Consider the following 18840-nt stretch of genomic DNA (forward strand, 5'->3'; position numbering starts at 1 on the left):
GTGCTTCGTACGCAGTCCCCCGGCCGGGCACGGCACGGCGAACCCGTCGGGCCTGCGCTCGTCCCCCACTGCTCGAAACACTACGCGCCACCACTGACAACGCCCCCGTACCAGGGAGACGTCAGAGCACCCGCGCGCGTTCCCGCCCCGCGAGAATCGCGTCCACCGTCTGTGCCGGGGTCAGCCGGGAGGTGTCCAGCCACAGGCCGACCGGCGGCGTCGACGCCCGCAGCGCCTCGTCCAGCGCGGGGATCGTCCAGACCTCGTCGTCGTAGCCCGTCTTGGCCCGGGCCGCCTCCCGCGCGGCCACCGTCCCGGCGTCCGGGGCCAGGACGACGACGTACAGCGGCCGGGTCCGGACCAGACCGACGTACGCCGTCAGGTCCTCGCCCAGCACCACGTCCTGGACGACGGCCGTGAACCCGGCCTCGGCGTACGCGTCCGCCGTCGCGGCAGACAGCCGGTACCGCAGACGGAGTTGAGCGGATGCCTCGCCGGTGGCGCCGGGCACGTACTCCTCGCGTCCGGACACGATCATCCGCCGGAACACGTCCCCGCGCACGTGCGCCGCTCTCGGCAACCGCTCCGCGAGCGCCTGCGCGACCGTCGACTTCCCGGCCGCCATCACACCGGTGACCAACACGACTCCGCGCATCACGCGAAGTACACGCCACCCACCACGACCACGACCGCCGCCACCACGAACAACAGGATCCACAGCGCCAACTTGCCCAGGCCCGGCGGCGGTTCGTACTCGCGGGGTTCCTGGCCGGGAGCGCTCATCGGTCCGTCACCACCGCGGCCTGCGGGCGGATCGGCAGCCGGTTGACGGGGCGGCCCGTCGCGGCCCGTACGGCGGAGGCGACCGCCGCCGGTGACGTGACCACCGGCACCGCGCTGGCCGCCTTCGCGCCGAACGGGGCGACCACGTCCCGCTCCTCGACGAGCTTGACGATCCGGATCTCCGGCGCGTCCAGGGCCGTCGGCAGGGCGTACCCGGTGAGGTCGGGGTGGCGGATCAGCCCGCGCGCGCTGCGCAGGTTCTCCGTGAGCGCTATCCCGACGCCCTGGGTGACGCCCGCTTCGATACGGGCCTCCAGCTGGGCCGGGTTGAGGATCCGGCCGACGTCCTGGGCGAGCGCCAGCTCGACCACGCGGACCGAGCCGAGCTCGATGTCGACGTCGACCACTGCGCGGATCGCACAGAACGCCATCCCGACGAAGGCGTCGCCCTGGCCGATCTCGTTGAGGGGCTCCGTCGGGTGCGGCCGGCACTGGGCCGTCGCCCACAGTTCCTTGCCGTCCATGGCCTCGGTGACGGTCGTCGACAGGACGCCGTCGTACGAGGTGATCTTGCCGTCGGTGATCTGGAGCAGCTCGGTGGACATGCCGAACTTGTGCGCCAGGGGCTGGAGGAGCTGGGTGCGGACCATCTTGGCCGCGCGCTCCACCGCCCCGCCCGAGACCCAGGTGTGGCGGCCGCGGCAGCCCGGGCCCGCCGGGGGCTGGTCGGTGTCGACGGGGGCCACGTGGACCTCGTCGATGCCGAGCGTCTCCTGGACGATCTGGCGGGCCAGGGTGGTGAAGCCCTGGCCGGTCTCGACGGCCGCGCAGAGCACGGTGGCGACGCCGTCCTGGACCCGTACGGTCGCCGTGGAGACCTCGTCCGCGCCCTCCGCGCCCAGCATGTGCACCATGCCGAGGCCGTAGCCGACGCCCCGGCGGATCGCGCCCGGTTCGCCCGCGCCCTCGGGGCCGCCGGGCAGCAGCCACTCGTCCTCGGGGGTGTCCTTGGGCAGCTCGGGCAGCGGGAAGTCCCGTACCGCCTGGAGCAGTTCCGCGACCGGGGCCGGGCAGGTCACCGTCTGGCCGGTCGGGAGTACGTCACCGGTGGCGAGGGCGTTGCGCAGGCGCAGTTCCGCCGGGTCGACGCCCAGCTTCTTGGCCAGCTTGTCCATCTGCGCCTCGTAGGCGGCGCACACCTGCATGGCGCCCTCGCCGCGGACGTGGCCGGAGGGCGGGTTGTTGGTGCGCACGGCCCAGCCCTCGATGAAGGCGTTCGGGACGACGTACGGCCCGCAGGCGAAGCCCACGGCGGCGGCCAGGGCCTCCGAGGAGGTGTCGGCGTAGGCGCCCGCGTCGAGCAGGATCTGCGCCTCGACCTTGACCAGCTTGCCCTCGGCGTCGGCGTGGTGGCGGTAGCGGAGCAGGGTGGGATGCCGGTGCACGTGGCCCAGGAAGGACTCCTCGCGCGTGGCGGTCAGCTTCACCGGGCACTGCGTCTTGAGCGCGAGCAGGCCGAGCGGGAGCTGGAAGCCCTGGTCCTCGCGGTCGGCGGTGGCGCCGGGGACGCCGGTGACGACGACCTTGACGCGCTCGGGTTCGAGGCCGTAGCAGGCGGCGGCCGTGTCGCGGTCGGCGTGCGGGTCGGTGGAGGCGAGGTAGAGCTCGACACCGCCGTCGGGGCGGGGCACGGCGAGGCCGGCCTCGGCGCCGATGGGAGCGGGGTCCTGGCGGCCGATGCGGTACTGGCCCTCGACGACGATCTCGCCGGTCGCGGAGGGGTCGCCGTGCTGGAGCGGGATGTGCCGGACCAGGTTGCCGTCGGGGTGCAGCGGTGCGGCCTCGAAGGACTGCTCCGGGTCGGTGACCGGGTCGAGGATCTCGTACTCGACGATGACGGCGGCCGCGGCCATGCGCGCGGTGTCGGGGTGGTCGGCGGCGACGGCCGCGATGGGCTCGCCGTGGTGGCGTACCACCTCGGAGGCGAAGACCGGTCGGTCGGCCCTGCCGCGGCCGTGCACCGGACTGCCGGGCACGTCCTCGTGGGTGACGACCGCGCGGACTCCGGGCATCTCACGCGCGTGGGAGGTGTCGATGGACACGATGCGCGCGTGCGCGTGCGGGGAGCGCAGGACGGCCGCCCACAGCAGACCTTCGGCCCACAGGTCGGCCGCGTAGGGGAAGGTGCCCTCGGTTTTGGCGCGCGCGTCGGCGGGCGGCAGGGAGACGCCGATGCCGTGCGGAATCGGCTCGGGGGCGGGTGCTGCCTCCGCGGCGGTGGTCGCGGTGGCGGCTTCGTTGCTCACGCCTGGCCTCCGTCCTGTCCCTGTCCGTACGCCCGCTCATGCGGTCCGGAGGTGCCCGGGAAGCCCGGGGAGTCGAACGCCGACAGGTGGACGCTTCCGCCTCCGGGGCCCGCCTGGTGGGGAATACGTGCCTCGTCGCCGTCCGTCTCAGCGTCGCCCGTCGCGTGGGCCTCGCGCTCGGCGACGACCTCCTTGACGGCATCGACGACGCCCCGGTAGCCGGAGCAGCGGCAGAGGTTGCCGCACAGCGCCTGGCGGGTCTCCATCTCGGTGGGCGCGGGGTTGCCCTCCAGCAGGTCGTGCACGGTCATCGCCATGCCGGGCACGCAGAACCCGCACTGCACGGCGCCGCACCGGGCGAGCGCCCGCTGCACGTCGGAGGGTTGGCCGTCCTCGGCGAGGCCCTCGACGGTACGGACCTCGCTGCCGGCGGCGGTCACGGCGGGCACCAGGCAGGAGGCGACGAGCCGTCCGTCGACCTGGACGTTGCACGCCCCGCACTCGCCCTGCGAGCAGCCGTCCTTGGCACCGGCGAGTCCGAGCCGCTCGCGCAGCACATAGAGCAGCGACTCGCCGATCCAGGCGTCGGTGACGGGGCGGTCGACGCCGTTGACGCGCAGGACGTAGGAGGCGAGGGGGTGTTCCTCGCCGGAGGGCGCGGGGGCCGGGTCGTCGGGGTTCTCGTCGGAGTCGCTCGCGTGCTCCTCCGCGGCCTCCGGGCCCTGTTCGTCGCCGCCGTCGGCCGGGGCGTGCTCCGCACCGGGCTCGGCGGGGCCGTCGGCGGCTTCTACGGCCTCTTCGGCGGTCTCGGAGAGGCCTGGGGGCGCCGACGCCTCACCGGGGCCGGGAGAGAGCCGTGAGGCGGTTGCGGAGTGGCTGTCGGCGTAGGACTCGGCGGGGTCGTGGGACTGGGCCGTGCCGTGCGGCTCGGCGAGACGGATGCCGTGGCCGTCGGTGTCGGCATTCGGCTGCGCGGAGTCCTGGGCCGCCTCGTGGGACGCCTCGTCGGGCTCGGACCGCCGCGGGGCGTCATCGGCCGGGTCGCCGTGACCGGCATCGAAGCCGCCGTGTCCGTTGCCGTGCGGCACGTGCGCGTGCTGTTCCCCGGTCGGCCCGCCGTGCTCGGGTCCCGCTCCGAGGCCGTCCTGGGGCTGGTCCCCCCACGGCTGCGCCGGCTGTGTCGCCCAGGGCGCGGACGCGCCGCCCGGCAGGGTCGCCGGAGGGGTGCCGCCCCACTGCTCGACCAGGGACGACGTGGTGAACTCGCCCGATTCGTCCGGGAGGTCGCCGCCGGCCACGGGGATCGACCACTGGCCGGTGACGTCGTGCCCGGGGGCGGGGGCCGCCGGGGTGTCCTCGACCTGCCACTGCTGGGTGGTCGCGGGGTTGTACGTGAACTGCCCGGTGTGGCCCTGCGGCAGGGTGCTCGGGTCGGGCCACTGCGCGCTCTCGGCCGGCATCGTCCAGCCGCCCGTGCCCGCCGGGTCGGTCCCCTCGCCCTGCGAGGCCGTTATCTGCGGCGGCACATAGCCGTGACCGGGCGCGGCGAGCGGGCTGTCGGCGGAGGCCAGGAGGGCGTCGATGCCCCCTTCGGGGAGTTTCACGAAGGCGGTCGCGCCGTCGTCGTAGTCACCCTGGGGCAGCGGGTCCCAGCGGCCTGCGGCCCGGGGCGTGCCCTCTCCGTGCTGGTCGTCGGTCATGACAGTGCCCTCCCCAGTGCTCGTCGGGCCAGCGCGGCGACGGTGCGCCGCAGGTGCAGTACTGCGGGCGGATGCTGCTGCACGGAGCCGTCGGGGGCCGGTGCCGGGTCGGGGATGCAGGCCGCGGACACGTACTCGCCGAAGGCCTCCAGGGCCTCCGGGACGATCGCGCGGTTGTTGTCCCAGTCGATGAGCCGGGCCACCCACTGCTCGGCGTCCAGGGGCCGCAGCGGCATCGGCGCTATGGCGCCCACGGCGCACCTGACCCCGCGCCGGGCCGGATCCAGGACCAGCGCGACGGAGGCCATCGCGCGGCCCGGGCCGGTGCGGCCGGTGACCTTGAGGAAGACCTGCGGGGCGTGCAGCAGCGGCACGCGCACGTAGCCGATGAGTTCGCCGGCGCGCAGCATCTCCATGCCGGCCAGCAGGTGCGAGACCGGCATCTCCCGGCGGGCCCCGTCCGGGCCCGCGATGATCAGCGTGGCTTCGAGGGCGGCGAGGACGGGCAGCGCGTCGCCCGTGGGTGCCGCCGAGGCGATGTTGCCGCCCAGGGTGCCCGCGTTGCGGATGTGTGGCGGACCGGCGGCGCGGGCGGCGGCCGCGAGGGCGGGGATGAGGGCGGCGAAGTCGGGGCGGCCCATCCGCGCGTGCGTGAGTCCCGCGCCGAGCAGGGCGTGTCCGTCCTGGTACTGCCAGCCGCGGATCTCGCTGATGCGGCCGAGGCCGACGAGAGCGGCGGGTCTGAGCTGCCCGGAGTTGACGGCGGCCATCAGGTCGGTGCCACCGGCGACGGGCACGGCGGCGGGCATGGCGGTGAGGGCCGCCACGGCCTCGTCCAGCGTCGTGGGCAGCGTGACGGCCTGCGCCGCCTGCGGTGTGTGCGTGGTCAAACCGGCTACCCCTTCCCGCTGCCCCACCTGGTCCTGCCGGCCCTGCCTGTGTTCGCCGTACGGTACGTGCTGACAGGGCGGACGTGGCAACTCTGGCACATCTTCGCAACACCCGAAGACAGGGGTCCGCTAGGAGGCGTTCGGCGGCATTCGCCCACCCCGTCAGGGAGATGGTCCGTTTTCGCACGGGATCACCCACACATGGCGATTGACACTCTTCGGTGACCCTTGGGGCCTTTTTCCGCTACCTGTTCGGGGGCGTTCCCTCGAGGGGCCGGCCGAGCACACCGGGCCGTTTCTGCCACGGCAGCGGTCCCCTGGGCGGCCGATATTGGACGCCCAGGGCGTCGAGCACTCGATAGTGCGCGGCCATCCGCCGCTCGAAGCCGGCGAAGTCCCGTTCCACGGGGGCGGGAAGAGCGCTCCAGGCCACCTCGGCGAGGGCCACGAGCCGCGGGAACGCCTGGTAGTCCACGCGCGCGTGATCCTCCATCACCTCGGTCCACAGGTTGGCCTGCGTGCCCAGGACGTGCGCGGTCTCCTCGGGCGTCAACTCCGGTGGAACGGGCTCGAACCGATAGACGTCCTCCAGGGTGCGGACGTAGGCGATGGGGACCGGCTCGTCATCGCCCGCGTCCTGCCGGTAGTCCAGGTACACATACTGCTCGGGGCACATGACGACGTCGTGGCCGGAGCGTGCGGCGGCGATCCCGCCCTCGTAGCCGCGCCACGAAGAGACGGCCGCCCCCTCGGCGAGCCCGCCCTCCAGGATCTCGTCCCAGCCGATGAGCCTGCGCCCGCGCGCGGAGAGCCACGTGTCGAAGTGTCTGATGAACCAGGACTGCAACTCGTCCTCGTCCGCGAGCCCGAGTTCCTCGATCCGGTCCTGGACGAGGGGCGACTCCCGCCACTGCTCCTTGGCGCATTCGTCGCCGCCGATGTGAAGGAACTCGCCGGGGAACAGCTCCAGCACTTCCTCGAAGACTCCCTCGTAGAAGCGCAGGGTGTTGTCAGTGGGGGCGAGTACGTTCAAGGAGATGCCCCAGCTGTCCCAGACCGTGAGGGAGGACGTGTCGACGACATCGGTGTTGCCGAGTTCCGGGTACGCGGCGATGGCGGCCTGCGAGTGTCCGGGTACGTCGATCTCGGGGACGACGGTGATGTGCCGTTCGGCCGCGTAGGCGACGATCTCCCGGATGTCGTCCCGGGTGTAGAAGCCCCCGTGCGGCTTCTCCTCCCACAACGGCGAGGCCCCGTGGCCCAATTTGGTACGCGCCCGCCATGAACCCACCTCGGTGAGCCGGGGGTACCTCTTGATCTCGATCCGCCAGCCCTGATCGTCCGTCAAATGGAGGTGGAGGACGTTGAGTTTGTGCGCGGCCATCAGATCCAGGTAGCGCAGGACGCCGTCCTTGGGCATGAAGTGCCTGGCCACGTCGAGCATGAGGCCGCGCCAGCGGAACCGGGGGGCGTCGCTGATGATGACCGGCGGCACTTCCCAGACGCGCCCGGAGGTGACGGGGGCGCGACGGAAGGCGGCGGGGCCGAGCAGCTGACGGAAGGTCTGGGCGCCGTAGAACAGGCCCTGCGGGCTCGCCCCGTCGATGACGACCGCGTGTTCGTCCACGGTGAGGCGGTACGCCTCGGGGCTGCCGAGTTCGTCGGCGAGGGGCGGCGTGATCCGCAGCAGGACGCGGCGCCCGCCGGAGGCGTACGGCTCCAGCGGCAGGCCCGTCGCCGCGCCGACCGTCGTGCGCAGCCAGTGGGCCACGCGTCCGGCGCCGGGGCCGGTCTCGATCCCGGTGTGCTCGTCGAGGACGAACACCGGCCCGCCGGGGCTGACGACGCTCGACGGCGCCGGAATCACTGAGCTCACATCAGTCCTTGACCGCTCCGCCCGGCCCCGGGGCCGGGCGTCGCTGTACGAGTACCGGCGTCGGCTGCGAAGGCTCGCCGACGAAGAATGACACGCAAAGGCCCCCGGGCCGCACAGAGCGCGCCCCGGGGGCCTCGCGAAGCTCAGCCGAGCGGCGGCCCTACGGACGTCCTACTTGTCGCCACCCTTGTCGTCGTCCCCGGAACCCATGGACTCGTAGATCTCCTTGCACATGGGGCACACGGGGTACTTCTTGGGATCGCGGCCCGGTACCCACACCTTGCCGCACAGCGCCACGACGGGAGTCCCGTCGAGGGCGCTCGCCATGATCTTGTCCTTCTGGACGTAGTGGGCGAAGCGCTCGTGGTCGCCGTCGCCGTGGGAAGTCTGCGGCGTGGGCTCGACGAGGGTCCCCGTACCAGTCCCGCGCTCGGGCTCGAGAGTGCTCATACGCCCAAGAGTACTGAAGCTCACATGGATCAGTTGAGCGAAGGGTCGTCCGGATATGTGGCCACCATCGCGAGTTCGTTGCGCTGGCGGCGCAGGACCTCGCGCCAGAGTCTCTCCGGGGCCGGGGAGGAGACATCGCCGGGTTCCGACTCCACGACGTACCAGGCGCCCTCCACCAGCTCGTCCTCCAGCTGGCCGGGCCCCCAGCCGGCGTAACCGGCGAAGATGCGCAGGCTGCCGAGGGCCGAGGCGAGCAGCTCGGGCGGGGCCTCCAGGTCGACCAGTCCGATCGCGCCGTGCACTCTGCGCCAGCCCAGCGGTGCCCCGTCGACGGCGCCGCCGCCGGGGATGACGGCGACCCCCAGGGCCGAGTCCAGGGAGACCGGGCCGCCCTGGAAGACGACGCCGGGTTCGCCCGCGAGGTCGGCCCAGCCCTCCAGGATGTCGCCGACGTCCACCGGGGTGGGCCTGTTGAGGACGACACCGAGGGAGCCCTCCTCGTCGTGGTCGAGAAGGAGCACCACCGCACGGTCGAAGTTCGGGTCCGCCAGGGCGGGCGTTGCCACGAGCAACCGCCCTGTGAGCGAGGACACCTCGGTCATGCCAGACATGATCCCGCATCTTCCCGTGAAGTGGGGCGGCAATGCCGTTACCGCAGGGGATGCAGCTCAGAGCACAACCATGCGCCGTAAGCGCACGCCAGGCGCCCGTGACGGCATGTGCCCGCGGGCTAGCGGTTCGTGTTGTGACAGAGCTATGACGTGACTGGGCGGCACTTGGGCTTACAGAAGGGGGGTGGGCGGCGATTACCCTTTCCCTTCTGCCCCCTGCCCGACTCATCGGAACGCGAGATACATGACCGTCAACGGCTCTGACGACGTACTGCTTGTCCACGGCGGGACCCCGCTGGAGGGCGAGATCCGTGTCCGCGGTGCGAAGAACCTCGTACCGAAGGCCATGGTCGCCGCCCTGCTGGGCAGCGAGCCGAGTCGACTGCGCAACGTTCCGGACATCCGTGACGTGCGGGTCGTACGCGGCCTCCTGCAATTGCACGGGGTGACGGTCCGTCCGGGTGAGGAACCGGGCGAGCTGGTGATGGATCCGACGCACGTCGAGAGCGCCAACGTCGCTGACATCGATGCCCACGCGGGTTCCTCGCGGATCCCGATCCTCCTGTGCGGTCCCCTGCTGCACCGCCTGGGACATGCCTTCATCCCCGGTCTCGGCGGCTGCGACATCGGCGGCCGGCCGATCGACTTCCACTTCGAGGTGCTGCGGCAGTTCGGCGCGACGATCGAGAAGCGTGCGGACGGGCAGTACCTGGAGGCGCCGCGGCGGCTCCGGGGTACGAAGATCACGCTGCCGTACCCGTCCGTGGGCGCGACCGAGCAGGTGCTGCTGACGGCGGTCCTCGCCGAGGGTGTCACGGAGCTCTCGAACGCCGCGGTGGAGCCGGAGATCGAGGACCTCATCTGCGTCCTGCAGAAGATGGGTGCCATCATCGCGATGGACACCGACCGGACCATCCGCGTCACGGGTGTGGACCGGCTCGGCGGCTACAACCACCGCGCCCTGCCGGACCGCCTGGAGGCCGCCTCCTGGGCGTCCGCCGCGCTGGCGACCGAGGGCAACATCTACGTCAAGGGCGCCCAGCAGCGCTCGATGATGACGTTCCTGAACACCTACCGGAAGGTGGGCGGTGCCTTCGAGATCGACGACGAGGGCATCCGGTTCTGGCACCCCGGCGGGCAGCTGAAGTCCATCGCACTGGAGACGGACGTGCACCCGGGCTTCCAGACCGACTGGCAGCAGCCGCTGGTGGTCGCCCTCACGCAGGCCACCGGCCTGTCGATCATCCACGAGACGGTCTACGAGTCCCGCCTCGGCTTCACCTCCGCGCTCAACCAGATGGGTGCACACATTCAGCTCTACCGCGAGTGCCTGGGCGGCTCGAACTGCCGCTTCGGCCAGCGCAACTTCCTGCACTCGGCGGTCGTCTCCGGCCCCACCAGGCTGCAGGGCGCCGACCTGGTCATCCCCGACCTCCGCGGCGGCTTCTCGTACCTGATCGCGGCGCTGGCGGCCCAGGGCACCTCCCGGGTGCACGGCATCGACCTCATCAACCGCGGCTACGAGAACTTCATGGAGAAGCTCGTGGAGCTGGGCGCGAAGGTGGAACTGCCGGGCAAGGCCCTCGGCTGACCGCTGCCCGCCCCTCCGAGCACCGGGGGCCCGGGGGTCATCCCCCGGGCAGACACAGCATGCAGAAGCCGGCCGAGCTCGGCGCCAAGGTGGAACCGCCGGGCAAGGCCCCCGGCTGACCGCTGCCCGCCCCTCCGAGCCCAGGCCGCGTCCGGACTCTGCCGGGGGCCCGGGGGTCATCCCCCGGGTAAACACAGCATGCAGAAGCCGGCCGAGCTCGGCGCCAAGGTGGAACTGCCGGGCAAAGCCCTCGGCTGACGCCGACGCCTGATTCCGGCTCGGGAGCAGCCGCTTCCGGCCTGGGGTCCGGGGCTGCCCCGGGCAGACACAGCTTGCAGAAGGTCGTCGAACCGGGCGCCAAGGCGGAACCGCCCGGCAAAGCCCTCGGCGCCCGACTCGGCCCGGGAGCAGCCCAGCCCGGCCGGGACCCGGGTGCTCTCCCCGGGTAGACACAGCGCGGCAGCAGTCGTACGTACGCCGATGGGGCGGTCACCCGGACTCGGGTGACCGCCCCATCGGCGTTGTGCTGAGCGTCCTCAAGGGGCGCGGGGAACTGCGCGACCGGCCACGGCCGTCCCGACAGCCGAAGAACGGCCCGCAGTCACCCGGCGCTCGAAGGGGAGCGCTTACTTGCCCTTGGCGGCTTCCTTGAGCTTGGAGCCCGCCGAAACCTTGACGCTGTAGCCGGCCGGGATCTGGATCGGGTCACCGGTCTGCGGGTTGCGCGCGGTGCGAGCGGCACGGTGGGTGCGCTCGAAGGTCAGGAAGCCGGGGATGGTGACCTTCTCGTCGCCCTTGGCGACGATCTCGCCGACGGTCTCGGCGAACGCGGCCAGAACGGCGTCGGCGTCCTTGCGGGTCACCTCGGCGCGGTCGGCCAGCGCGGCCACCAGCTCACTGCGGTTCATGTTGTTACTCCCGTGTTCTTCTTGCCGTTGGGGTGTGCCACGCGGCGGGGCCGCACACGAGGCACAGCGAAGCCGATGCGCTCGCGCCCAGGGACGCATCCTGCCCCTACCTGCTGCGGGAAAGCCAATCCGGCACCCGTAGGACTCGTATGAACACCCTAGGGGGTCACACGAACAGAGGCCTGGGCGTGGCGCCACCCTAGAGGGTGGCGCGAAGCGCCCGGTTTCGCGACGCGCCGGGCCGAAGGACCGCCGTGGCAATCCTCACAGCCGAACAAAGATACGACGTCCACTGTAGACGCCGGGCCGCGAGACCGGACGCGGGCCCTACACCGTCGCCCCGGCGGCCTTCGCCGCGTCCCGCACGGCACCGGCGACCGCGCCCGCGACCTTGTCGTTGAAGACGCTCGGGATGATGTAGTTCGGGTTCAGCTCGTCCGGGGTGACGACATCCGCGAGAGCCTTCGCGGCCGCAAGCATCATCTCCGTGTTGACCGTGCGGGACTGGGCGTCCAGCAGGCCGCGGAAGACACCCGGGAAGACCAGCACGTTGTTGATCTGGTTCGGGAAGTCGGAGCGGCCGGTGGCCACGACGGCCGCCGTCTGACGGGCGATCGCCGGCTCGACCTCGGGGTCGGGGTTCGCGAGCGCGAACACGATCGCGCCTTCGGCCATGGCGGCGACGTCGGTTCCGTCCAGGACGTTCGGGGCGGAGACGCCGATGAAGACGTCGGCGCCGCGGACGGCCTCCTTCAGGGTCCCGGTCAGGTTCTCGAGGTTGGTGTTGTCGGCGATCCAGCGCAGCGCCGAGCCCGGAGCGGCGTCCACGAGGTCCTCGCGGCCGGCGTGCACGACGCCGTGGATGTCGGCGACGACGGCGTTCTTGACGCCCGCGGCGATGAGCAGCTTGAGGATGGCCGTACCGGCCGCGCCGGCGCCGGACATGACGACCCGGATGTTCTCGATCGCCTTGCCGGTGACGCGCAGTGCGTTCGTCAGGGCGGCGAGCACGACGATCGCGGTGCCGTGCTGGTCGTCGTGGAAGACGGGGATGTCGAGGGCCTCACGCAGCCGGGCCTCGATCTCGAAGCAGCGGGGCGCGGAGATGTCCTCCAGGTTGATGCCCGCGAAGCCGGGGGCGATCGCCTTGACGATCGCGACGATCTCGTCGGTGTCCTGGGTGTCCAGGCACAGCGGCCAGGCGTCGATGCCGGCGAACCGCTTGAAGAGGGCCGCCTTGCCCTCCATGACCGGGAGGGCGGCCTTGGGGCCGATGTTGCCCAGACCCAGCACGGCCGAGCCGTCCGTCACTACCGCAACGGAGTTGCGCTTGATGGTGAGGCGGCGGGCGTCCTCGGGGTTCTCGGCGATCGCCATGCACACGCGGGCGACACCCGGGGTGTAGATCATCGAGAGGTCGTCGCGGTTGCGGATGGGGTGCTTGGACTGCATCTCGATCTTGCCGCCGAGGTGCATCAGGAACGTACGGTCGGAGACCTTGCCGAGCGTGACGCCCTCGATGCCGCGCAGCTGCTGGACGATCTCGTCGGCGTGTGCGGTGGAGGAGGCGGCGATGGTGACGTCGATGCGGAGCTTCTCGTGGCCGGACGCGGTCACGTCGAGGCCGGTCACCGAGCCTCCGTGGGACTCCACGGCCGTGGTGATCTGGGACACCGCGGTTCCGCTCGCGGGCACCTCCAGCCGGACCGTAATCGAGTAGGAGACGCTGGGCGCCGTTGCCATGGCCGACTTCCTCTGCTTTCACCTGTGACGCTGCTGCCGTCCGATGGTCGCACCTACTGATGAGTAGGCGTTAGCCGCGCCGGATTGCGGACTTTGTGTTCACGAAGCCGTCCAGGAGACGCCCATGGGCCGTCCGGGCGCCGTTCACGCGAAAGAGGCCCACGTCACATGGACGTGGGCCTCTCACCAGGTCAGTGACACCGACCCGCCATGCTCGCCTCGCGGCAAGTGGTCGCTCGTAGCGACGAAGGTTGGGCCCGGGGGCTTGGATCGGGCCGGTGTCTCGTCCAGGCTAACAAACGGATCCCGAAAGACCATTCCCCTCCGGAGAGTTCAATCTCTCAGCAGATCCGGCACGCCTTCCGCGTTTGGCTGGTCGCGCTCCGCGGACACGATCGTCAGCTGCTGGGTCGCCCTGGTCAGGGCGACGTAGAGCACCCGCAGTCCGGCGGGAGACTCGTCGGCGATCTCGGCCGGGGAGACGACCACCGTCGCGTCGTACTCCAGGCCCTTGGCCTCCAGGCTGCCGAGCGCCACGACCCGGTCGCCGAGGCCGGTGAGCCAGCGGGCCGCCTCTTCCCGGCGGTTCATGGCGACCACGACGCCGACGGTGCCGTCGACGAGGCCGAGGAGCCGGGCGGCCTCCTCGCGGACGGTCTCGCCCAGCGACTTGTGTACGACGGTGAAGCGGGGCTGGACGCCGGTGGACCGTACCGCCGACGGGGAGGTGGCGCCGGGCATGGCGAGGGCCAGCACTCGGGCCGCGAGGTCGGCGATCTCGGAGGGGTTGCGGTAGTTGACGGTGAGCTGGAAGCGGCGGCGGGGACGGGTGCCGAGGGCCTCGTCGCGGGCCTCGGCGGCCTCGTCGGGGTCGGACCAGGAGGACTGGGCGGGGTCCCCCACAACCGTCCAGGTGGCATGCCGGCCGCGGCGGCCGACCATGCGCCACTGCATGGGCGTGAGGTCCTGGGCCTCGTCGACGATGACGTGGGCGTACTCGACCCGCTCCTGGGCGAGCCGCTCGGCCCGCTCGCGCTGGGTCTCCTCGCGGACCGGCATCAGCTCCTCCAGGCCGGTGAGCTGGTCCAGCGGGTCCAGCTCGCGCCGCTTCCTGGGGCGGGCGGGGGCGCCGAGGAGCGCCTGGAGCTCGTCGAGCATGGCGATGTCGTGCACGGACAGGCCGTCGCGTCTGAGCGAGCGGGCGACCCTGCGGACCTCGCCGGGATTGAGGATGCGGCGGGCCCAGCGGCCCAGGCGCCGCTCGTCGGCCATGGCGGCGAGGACGGCCTTCGGGGTGAGCTCGGGCCACCAGGCGTCGAGGAACTCGATGAAGCTGTCCTCGGAGGTGATGTCCTCGTCGAAGGACGACCGCAGCTCGGCCGCCAGCTCCGGGTCGGTGTGCCGGGACCCGGCGCCGGACCGCGCCCACAGCGCGTCCAGCAGCAGCTTGCGCGCCCTTGGCCGCAGCAGGTTGACGGGCGCGGTGCCGCCGAGGGCGTTGTGGCGGATGCGTTCCAGCTCGTCCGCCTCCAGCTCCAGCCGCCGCCCGAAGGCGACGACACGCAGGCGGGCGGAGGGTCCGGCGGCGGGCTGCGGGGATACGGCGGTGCCGACGCCGTTCCCGTCGCCGGCACCGTCGTCGAGGCCGGCGAAGTCCCCGAAGGAGAGTTGCCCGGAGTCGGAGCGGCCGGAACGGGCCGCCCTGCCGCGCGCGGAGCCCTCCCCGGCGGCCGTACCGCCGACGCCGAGTTCCAGCACCCCGCGTGCCGCCTTCCGCAGCACCTTCAGCATCCGGTACGAGCCCTTGGCGCGGGCCACCGCCGGGGAGTCGTACAGGGTGGCCTCGACGCCGTCGACCAGGGAGCCGATCGCACGGATGGCGACCTGGCCCTCCTCGCCGAGGGAGGGCAGGACGCCCTCGGTGTACGCGACCAGCAGGGGTGTGGGCGAGACGATGAGGATGCCGCCCGCGTAGCGGCGGCGGTCCTGGTAGAGGAGGTACGCGGCGCGGTGCAGGGCCACGGCGGTCTTGCCGGTGCCGGGCCCGCCCTCGACGTACGTCACGGACGCGGCGGGGGCGCGGATGACCATGTCCTGCTCGGCCTGGATGGAGGCGACGATGTCCCGCATGGTGTGGCTGCGGGCCTGTCCGAGCGCGGCCATCAGGGCGCCGTCGCCGATGACGGGCAGCTCGTGGCCGTCGATCAAGGCCTTGAGCTCGGGGCGCATGAGGTCGTCCTCGACACCGAGGACCTTGCGGCCCTTGGAGCGGATGACCCGGCGTCGTACGACACGCCCGGGATCCACCGGAGTGGACCTGTAGAAGGGCGCGGCGGCCGGGGCCCGCCAGTCGATGACGAGCGGCGCGTAGTCGGAGTCCAGGACCCCGATCCGGCCGATGTGCAGGGTCTCCGCGATGTCGGCGGTGTTGTCCTCACGGACCGCGCCCTCGGCGGGTTCCACGGCGGTGTAGGCGCCGTCGGGCCCCTTCTTGCCGTCCTTGCCGGGGAGCAGGTCGATGCGGCCGAAGAGGAAGTCCTCGAACTCGTTGTTGAGCCGGTTGAGGTGGACGCCGGCCCGGAAGACCTGGGCGTCCCGTTCGGCGAGCGCGCCGGGCGTGCCGACCTGGCCGCGCTTGGCCGCGTCGTTCATGAGGAACTCCGCCTCGTGGATCTTCTCCTCGAGGCGCCGGTAGACCCGGTCCAGATGTTCCTGTTCGACGCTGATCTCACGGTCCCGGACGGAGTCCTGAACCGAGCCGACCGCAGTTGGTTGAGCCTGAGCGGCCACCGGGCCCCCTTCTGACGTGCTGGGCAGCCGTCAACCGTACGCGAAGGGGGCCCCGGCGGGAAGTTACGCGTCGACCTGGACGAGCTTGTTGCCGTCGGAGTCGACGACCTCGAAGTGGTCGATGTCGTTCTGGGCCGGAGCGACCGCACCGCCGATGTAGAGCGGCTGCTTGGACTCCGCGGTCTTGCCGTTGGGGATGCCGTAGCCCCATTTGCCGACGGACCAGGTGGAGGCCGTCCAGCGCTCGCCGTTGGTGCCGACCGCGATCAGGGAGCACTTGAGCGGTCCCTTGACGCCCTTGAGCTCCAGACCGAGCGAGGTGCCCCAGTTCTTCTCCTGCATGGCGACGGTCGCGCTGACGCCGGTCGAGGAGTCGGTCGCGGACACCTTGTCGCTCATGGACTCGAAGAGTTCCTTCGGGGTGGCCGCGAGGACCTGGTTCTGCTTGGCCCCGCCGCCCGAGTCGCCGCCGCTCGCCGCCATCGCGACGAACGGACCGCCGATGATCAGCGCGCCCGCGGCCGCGACCATGTAGAAGCTGCGGCGCCGCTTCTGCGCACGGCGCTCGGCGACCTCGTCCACGAGCTTGTTCACGATCCGCGGACTGGGCTTGGCGGACAGCGACTCCCCGATCGCGGGGGTGCCGGAGCCCGGCAGGTCCGCGAGGGCGGCGAGCATCGGCTCCATGCCGGCGAGCTCGTCGAGCTGTTGCGCGCACCATTCGCAGGTCGCGAGGTGGGCCTCGAAGGCGGTCGCCTCGGCGTCGTCGAGGATCCCGAGCGCGTAGGCGCCGACGGTCTCGTGCTCGTTCGGCACCGGAGATCCCATCATGGAGCCAGACATACCCGAACCACCTGTGCCGAATCCCTGGTTACCCCCGTAAACACCCATCACGCTGTCACCCCCCGCTCCTCCAGTGCGAGCTTCATCGACCGCAGGGCGTAGAAGACCCGTGAGCGGACGGTTCCGCTGGGTATGCCCAGCGTCTCGGCCGCCTCGTTGACGGTACGCCCCTTGAAGTACGTCTCGACGAGCACCTCCCGGTGGGCGGGGGTCAGGTCGTCGAGCGCGTCCGACAGCGTCATCAACCACAGCGCCTTGTCGATCTCGTCCTCCGCGGGGATGACCTCCAGCGGCGACGGATCGACCTCCTGCGGCCGGGCCTGCCGGCTGCGGTGGCCGTCGATGACGATGCGCCGGGCGACCGTCACCAGCCAGGGGCGTACCGATCCGGTCGCTCGATTGAGCTGTCCGGCGTTCTTCCAGGCACGGATGAGCGTCTCCTGCACCACGTCCTCGGCTCTCTGGCGGTCACCCGCAACCAACCGGAGGACATACGCAAGGAGAGGCCCGGCGTGCTCCCTGTAAAGGGCACGCATCAGCTCCTCATCAGGTTCCGAGGGCTGGGACATGCGATGTCGGGCCCTCGATCCACGTTCATTGGCCACGACGGAATCCTTGCGCACGCCCACCTCCGATGTCCCGGGTTCCCCCAGTCGGTCGCTCGACTACGGGTACGGACATGCGGGGCTGGGTGTTCAAAGTGCGACGACAGTTTTCTTCTGAGTGACGTGACGAGACAGGACATGGGCGCACATTCCCGCCGCGCGATCTTTACATTTCCCCCACATAGGCAAGATCACGACTACCACCCGTGAGGTTGAGCGAGTAAACGACATGTAATCGAAATCACTTCGACAGCCGCTCCACAGAAGGGACATAACGACCAGTCAGCTCTGCGAGAGGGCCGCGCGGCGACGATGCCGAGCCACCCTTTCGCGGTTCCCGCACACCTCACTGGAGCACCAGCGCCTCCTGCGCCCCCGTGACGTATCGAGGTAGACGATGGGGCAGTTGTCCCCTTCGCACTCTCTGATCCCGGCCCGCGCGACCGGGTCCGTCAGCAGCCCTACGGCGTCCCTGGCGATGGCCCCGAGCAGTGCCGCGCAGCCGGGCGGACCGTCCAACTCGCGCACCAGCGCGCCGTCCGTGTCCGGTACGGCGCGCGGGGCGGGAGGCGCGGCGCGGGCGGCCTCGTTGACGTGGGCGAGTGCGAGGTCGTAGCCGTGGCCGGGTGTGCCTCGCACCAAGTGTCCGATGCGGCCGCGCAGTTCCCGGAAGCCGACGAGCCAGGAGGGGTCCATGTGCGTCAGGTCCGTCCCCCGCGGCACCAGTCCGGAACCGACGATCCAGGCGCCGAGCACCTCCGTGGAGTCGAGGCGTTCCTCGGGGTGGGTGGTCGCGAGGAGGTCGAGACAGATCCGTCCGGCGTCGAACCGCAGCTCGTACGCGACCGTGGCCGTACCCAGTGCCATGTGCCTGTCACCGCCTAGGGTGCCCCGGCCGTAAGGGTTCGGTGAGGTGCTCGCGGCTGTTCCGGGGCTCCCTCTTACAGTGCCCTCCCGTCCTCCCCGCCGGAACCCCTCGAACCGGGAGCGGTGCCTGGACGCGCACGTATGCGGCGGCGCGTCTCAGCCATGTCGGAGCGCCGGGCGGAACCTTTGACTGGAGACATGACACAGAGCAGCAGGAGCAACGGCCTTGTCCTGGGCCGGTTCGTACTGGGCGCGGCCACGGTCGCCACGGGCCTGATCGCCGGGGCCTTCTACGTCTTCGCGTGCGCCGTCATGCCGGCCCTGGCGCGCAGCGACGACCGCGTCTACGTCGAGGTGATGCGCGACATCAACGAGGTCATCCAGAACCCGGTGTTCTTCCTCGGCTTCCTGGGCGCCCCGCTGCTCACGGCGGTGGCGACCTGGCAGGCGCGGGGCACGGGCGGACGGGGGTGGGTGTGGGCGGCCCTGGCCCTCTCCGCCCTGGCCTTCCTGGTGACGGTCGTCTTCAACGTCCCCCTCAACGACGCCCTCGCGCGCGACGGCGATCCCGGCGCCCTGCGCGAGGAGTTCGAGGACCCGTGGGTGGCGTGGAACGTGGTGCGGGCGGTGTTGCTGACGGTGGCGCTGGGGCTGCTGGTGAAGGCGACCGGCAGCCGTGCGACCAGGGTCGGCGGCTAGGCGTCCGTCCGGGTCAGCTTCGGGACGCCGATGAAGGCGACGGGCAGACGCGCCGCCCAGGTCGGCCGGGTCGGTCGGCTAGGTGTACTGACCCGTGAGGTTGGGGACGCGGCTGGCGGGTGGTTGGCCTTTCAGCGCGGTGTGTCCGCGGTGGTGATTGTAGGTGTGTAGCCAGTCG

The 18840-nt window shown here is 71.5% G+C and carries 16 protein-coding genes and 1 pseudogene; 2 read left to right on the forward strand and 15 right to left on the reverse strand.

Annotated features, from left to right (window positions below; translation table 11 throughout):
• Nucleotides 1-121: 121 nt before the first annotated feature.
• The 8 genes from ACIRP7_RS02760 to ACIRP7_RS02795 all read right to left on the reverse strand — a co-directional run bounded on the left by ACIRP7_RS02760 (nt 122) and on the right by ACIRP7_RS02795 (nt 8607).
• On the reverse strand, nt 122-655 hold the full coding sequence (locus tag ACIRP7_RS02760; protein ID WP_403652958.1) for an AAA family ATPase: 534 nt from the start codon (nt 653-655) through the stop codon (nt 122-124).
• Nucleotides 655-783, reverse strand: coding sequence for a hypothetical protein (locus ACIRP7_RS02765; RefSeq protein ID WP_330326124.1), 129 nt, complete (start codon nt 781-783; stop codon nt 655-657). The genes ACIRP7_RS02760 and ACIRP7_RS02765 overlap by 1 nt, the downstream gene beginning before the upstream one ends.
• Nucleotides 780-3089 (reverse strand): xanthine dehydrogenase family protein molybdopterin-binding subunit, encoded by a 2310-nt coding sequence (locus ACIRP7_RS02770; protein ID WP_403652961.1) that lies wholly within the window; start codon nt 3087-3089, stop codon nt 780-782. Before ACIRP7_RS02770 ends, ACIRP7_RS02765 begins: the two co-directional genes overlap by 4 nt.
• Entirely contained in the window at nt 3086-4789 is a 1704-nt protein-coding gene (locus tag ACIRP7_RS02775) for a 2Fe-2S iron-sulfur cluster-binding protein (RefSeq protein WP_403652964.1), read from the reverse strand. Before ACIRP7_RS02775 ends, ACIRP7_RS02770 begins: the two co-directional genes overlap by 4 nt.
• Nucleotides 4786-5679, reverse strand: coding sequence for an FAD binding domain-containing protein (locus ACIRP7_RS02780; RefSeq protein ID WP_403652967.1), 894 nt, complete (start codon nt 5677-5679; stop codon nt 4786-4788). Before ACIRP7_RS02780 ends, ACIRP7_RS02775 begins: the two co-directional genes overlap by 4 nt.
• A 244-nt stretch (nt 5680-5923) precedes the next feature.
• The gene (locus ACIRP7_RS02785; RefSeq protein WP_403652970.1) at nt 5924-7555 is read right to left on the reverse strand and encodes a beta-N-acetylhexosaminidase; all 1632 of its coding nucleotides are present in this window, start codon (nt 7553-7555) and stop codon (nt 5924-5926) included.
• A 171-nt stretch (nt 7556-7726) separates the two neighbouring features.
• Nucleotides 7727-8005 (reverse strand): DUF3039 domain-containing protein, encoded by a 279-nt coding sequence (locus tag ACIRP7_RS02790; protein WP_123761082.1) that lies wholly within the window; start codon nt 8003-8005, stop codon nt 7727-7729.
• A 29-nt stretch (nt 8006-8034) separates the two neighbouring features.
• On the reverse strand, nt 8035-8607 hold the full coding sequence (locus ACIRP7_RS02795) for a YqgE/AlgH family protein (protein ID WP_020139023.1): 573 nt from the start codon (nt 8605-8607) through the stop codon (nt 8035-8037).
• Between the two features lie 253 nt (nt 8608-8860).
• Here ACIRP7_RS02795 and murA point away from each other — a divergent pair, with 253 nt between their 5' ends.
• Nucleotides 8861-10207: a UDP-N-acetylglucosamine 1-carboxyvinyltransferase gene (gene murA, locus ACIRP7_RS02800; protein WP_352391143.1), complete on the forward strand. Its 1347-nt coding sequence runs from the start codon at nt 8861-8863 to the stop codon at nt 10205-10207.
• 626 nt (nt 10208-10833) lie between these two features.
• Here murA and ACIRP7_RS02805 read toward each other — a convergent pair.
• From ACIRP7_RS02805 to ACIRP7_RS02830, 6 genes are all read right to left on the reverse strand, one after another.
• Nucleotides 10834-11115 carry an HU family DNA-binding protein gene (locus ACIRP7_RS02805; RefSeq protein WP_007382399.1) on the reverse strand — a complete coding sequence of 94 codons (282 nt, stop codon included), beginning with the start codon at nt 11113-11115 and terminating at the stop codon, nt 10834-10836.
• 327 nt (nt 11116-11442) lie between these two features.
• Complete coding sequence (locus ACIRP7_RS02810) at nt 11443-12858, reverse strand: NAD-dependent malic enzyme (protein ID WP_403652976.1); 1416 nt, start codon at nt 12856-12858, stop codon at nt 11443-11445.
• A 333-nt stretch (nt 12859-13191) separates the two neighbouring features.
• Nucleotides 13192-15648, reverse strand: coding sequence for a HelD family protein (locus ACIRP7_RS02815; RefSeq protein ID WP_403652979.1), 2457 nt, complete (start codon nt 15646-15648; stop codon nt 13192-13194).
• 63 nt (nt 15649-15711) lie between these two features.
• Nucleotides 15712-16491, reverse strand: a complete 780-nt coding sequence (locus ACIRP7_RS02820) for an anti-sigma factor family protein (RefSeq protein ID WP_403652982.1) — start codon at nt 16489-16491, stop codon at nt 15712-15714.
• Between the two features lie 47 nt (nt 16492-16538).
• Complete coding sequence (locus ACIRP7_RS02825) at nt 16539-17060, reverse strand: sigma-70 family RNA polymerase sigma factor (RefSeq protein ID WP_010039908.1); 522 nt, start codon at nt 17058-17060, stop codon at nt 16539-16541.
• A 318-nt stretch (nt 17061-17378) separates the two neighbouring features.
• Complete coding sequence (locus tag ACIRP7_RS02830; protein ID WP_403652984.1) at nt 17379-17963, reverse strand: CGNR zinc finger domain-containing protein; 585 nt, start codon at nt 17961-17963, stop codon at nt 17379-17381.
• 198 nt (nt 17964-18161) lie between these two features.
• Between ACIRP7_RS02830 and ACIRP7_RS02835 the strand changes: the two genes are divergently transcribed.
• The gene (locus ACIRP7_RS02835; protein ID WP_403652987.1) at nt 18162-18662 is read left to right on the forward strand and encodes a DUF1772 domain-containing protein; all 501 of its coding nucleotides are present in this window, start codon (nt 18162-18164) and stop codon (nt 18660-18662) included.
• A gap of 78 nt (nt 18663-18740) precedes the next feature.
• Here the strand turns inward: ACIRP7_RS02835 and ACIRP7_RS02840 are convergent.
• Nucleotides 18741-18840 (reverse strand): annotated as a pseudogene (locus ACIRP7_RS02840) (IS481 family transposase); the annotation flags it as partial.

Origin of the sequence: Streptomyces sp. NPDC102270 (genome assembly GCF_044766405.1) — a bacterium.
Classification (GTDB): Bacteria; Actinomycetota; Actinomycetes; order Streptomycetales; family Streptomycetaceae; genus Streptomyces.

What these genes read in the sequence shown, in the direction of transcription:
- ACIRP7_RS02825 (WP_010039908.1), bottom strand. Translation starts at nt 17,060, where the DNA reads ATGTCCCAGCCCTCGGAACCTGATGAGGAGCTGATGCGTGCCCTTTAC.
- murA (WP_352391143.1), top strand. Translation starts at nt 8,861, where the DNA reads ATGACCGTCAACGGCTCTGACGACGTACTGCTTGTCCACGGCGGGACC.
- ACIRP7_RS02790 (WP_123761082.1), bottom strand. Translation starts at nt 8,005, where the DNA reads ATGAGCACTCTCGAGCCCGAGCGCGGGACTGGTACGGGGACCCTCGTC.
- ACIRP7_RS02765 (WP_330326124.1), bottom strand. Translation starts at nt 783, where the DNA reads ATGAGCGCTCCCGGCCAGGAACCCCGCGAGTACGAACCGCCGCCGGGC.
- ACIRP7_RS02795 (WP_020139023.1), bottom strand. Translation starts at nt 8,607, where the DNA reads ATGACCGAGGTGTCCTCGCTCACAGGGCGGTTGCTCGTGGCAACGCCC.
- ACIRP7_RS02820 (WP_403652982.1), bottom strand. Translation starts at nt 16,491, where the DNA reads ATGTCTGGCTCCATGATGGGATCTCCGGTGCCGAACGAGCACGAGACC.
- ACIRP7_RS02760 (WP_403652958.1), bottom strand. Translation starts at nt 655, where the DNA reads ATGCGCGGAGTCGTGTTGGTCACCGGTGTGATGGCGGCCGGGAAGTCG.
- ACIRP7_RS02810 (WP_403652976.1), bottom strand. Translation starts at nt 12,858, where the DNA reads ATGGCAACGGCGCCCAGCGTCTCCTACTCGATTACGGTCCGGCTGGAG.
- ACIRP7_RS02775 (WP_403652964.1), bottom strand. Translation starts at nt 4,789, where the DNA reads ATGACCGACGACCAGCACGGAGAGGGCACGCCCCGGGCCGCAGGCCGC.
- ACIRP7_RS02835 (WP_403652987.1), top strand. Translation starts at nt 18,162, where the DNA reads ATGACACAGAGCAGCAGGAGCAACGGCCTTGTCCTGGGCCGGTTCGTA.
- ACIRP7_RS02805 (WP_007382399.1), bottom strand. Translation starts at nt 11,115, where the DNA reads ATGAACCGCAGTGAGCTGGTGGCCGCGCTGGCCGACCGCGCCGAGGTG.
- ACIRP7_RS02830 (WP_403652984.1), bottom strand. Translation starts at nt 17,963, where the DNA reads ATGGCACTGGGTACGGCCACGGTCGCGTACGAGCTGCGGTTCGACGCC.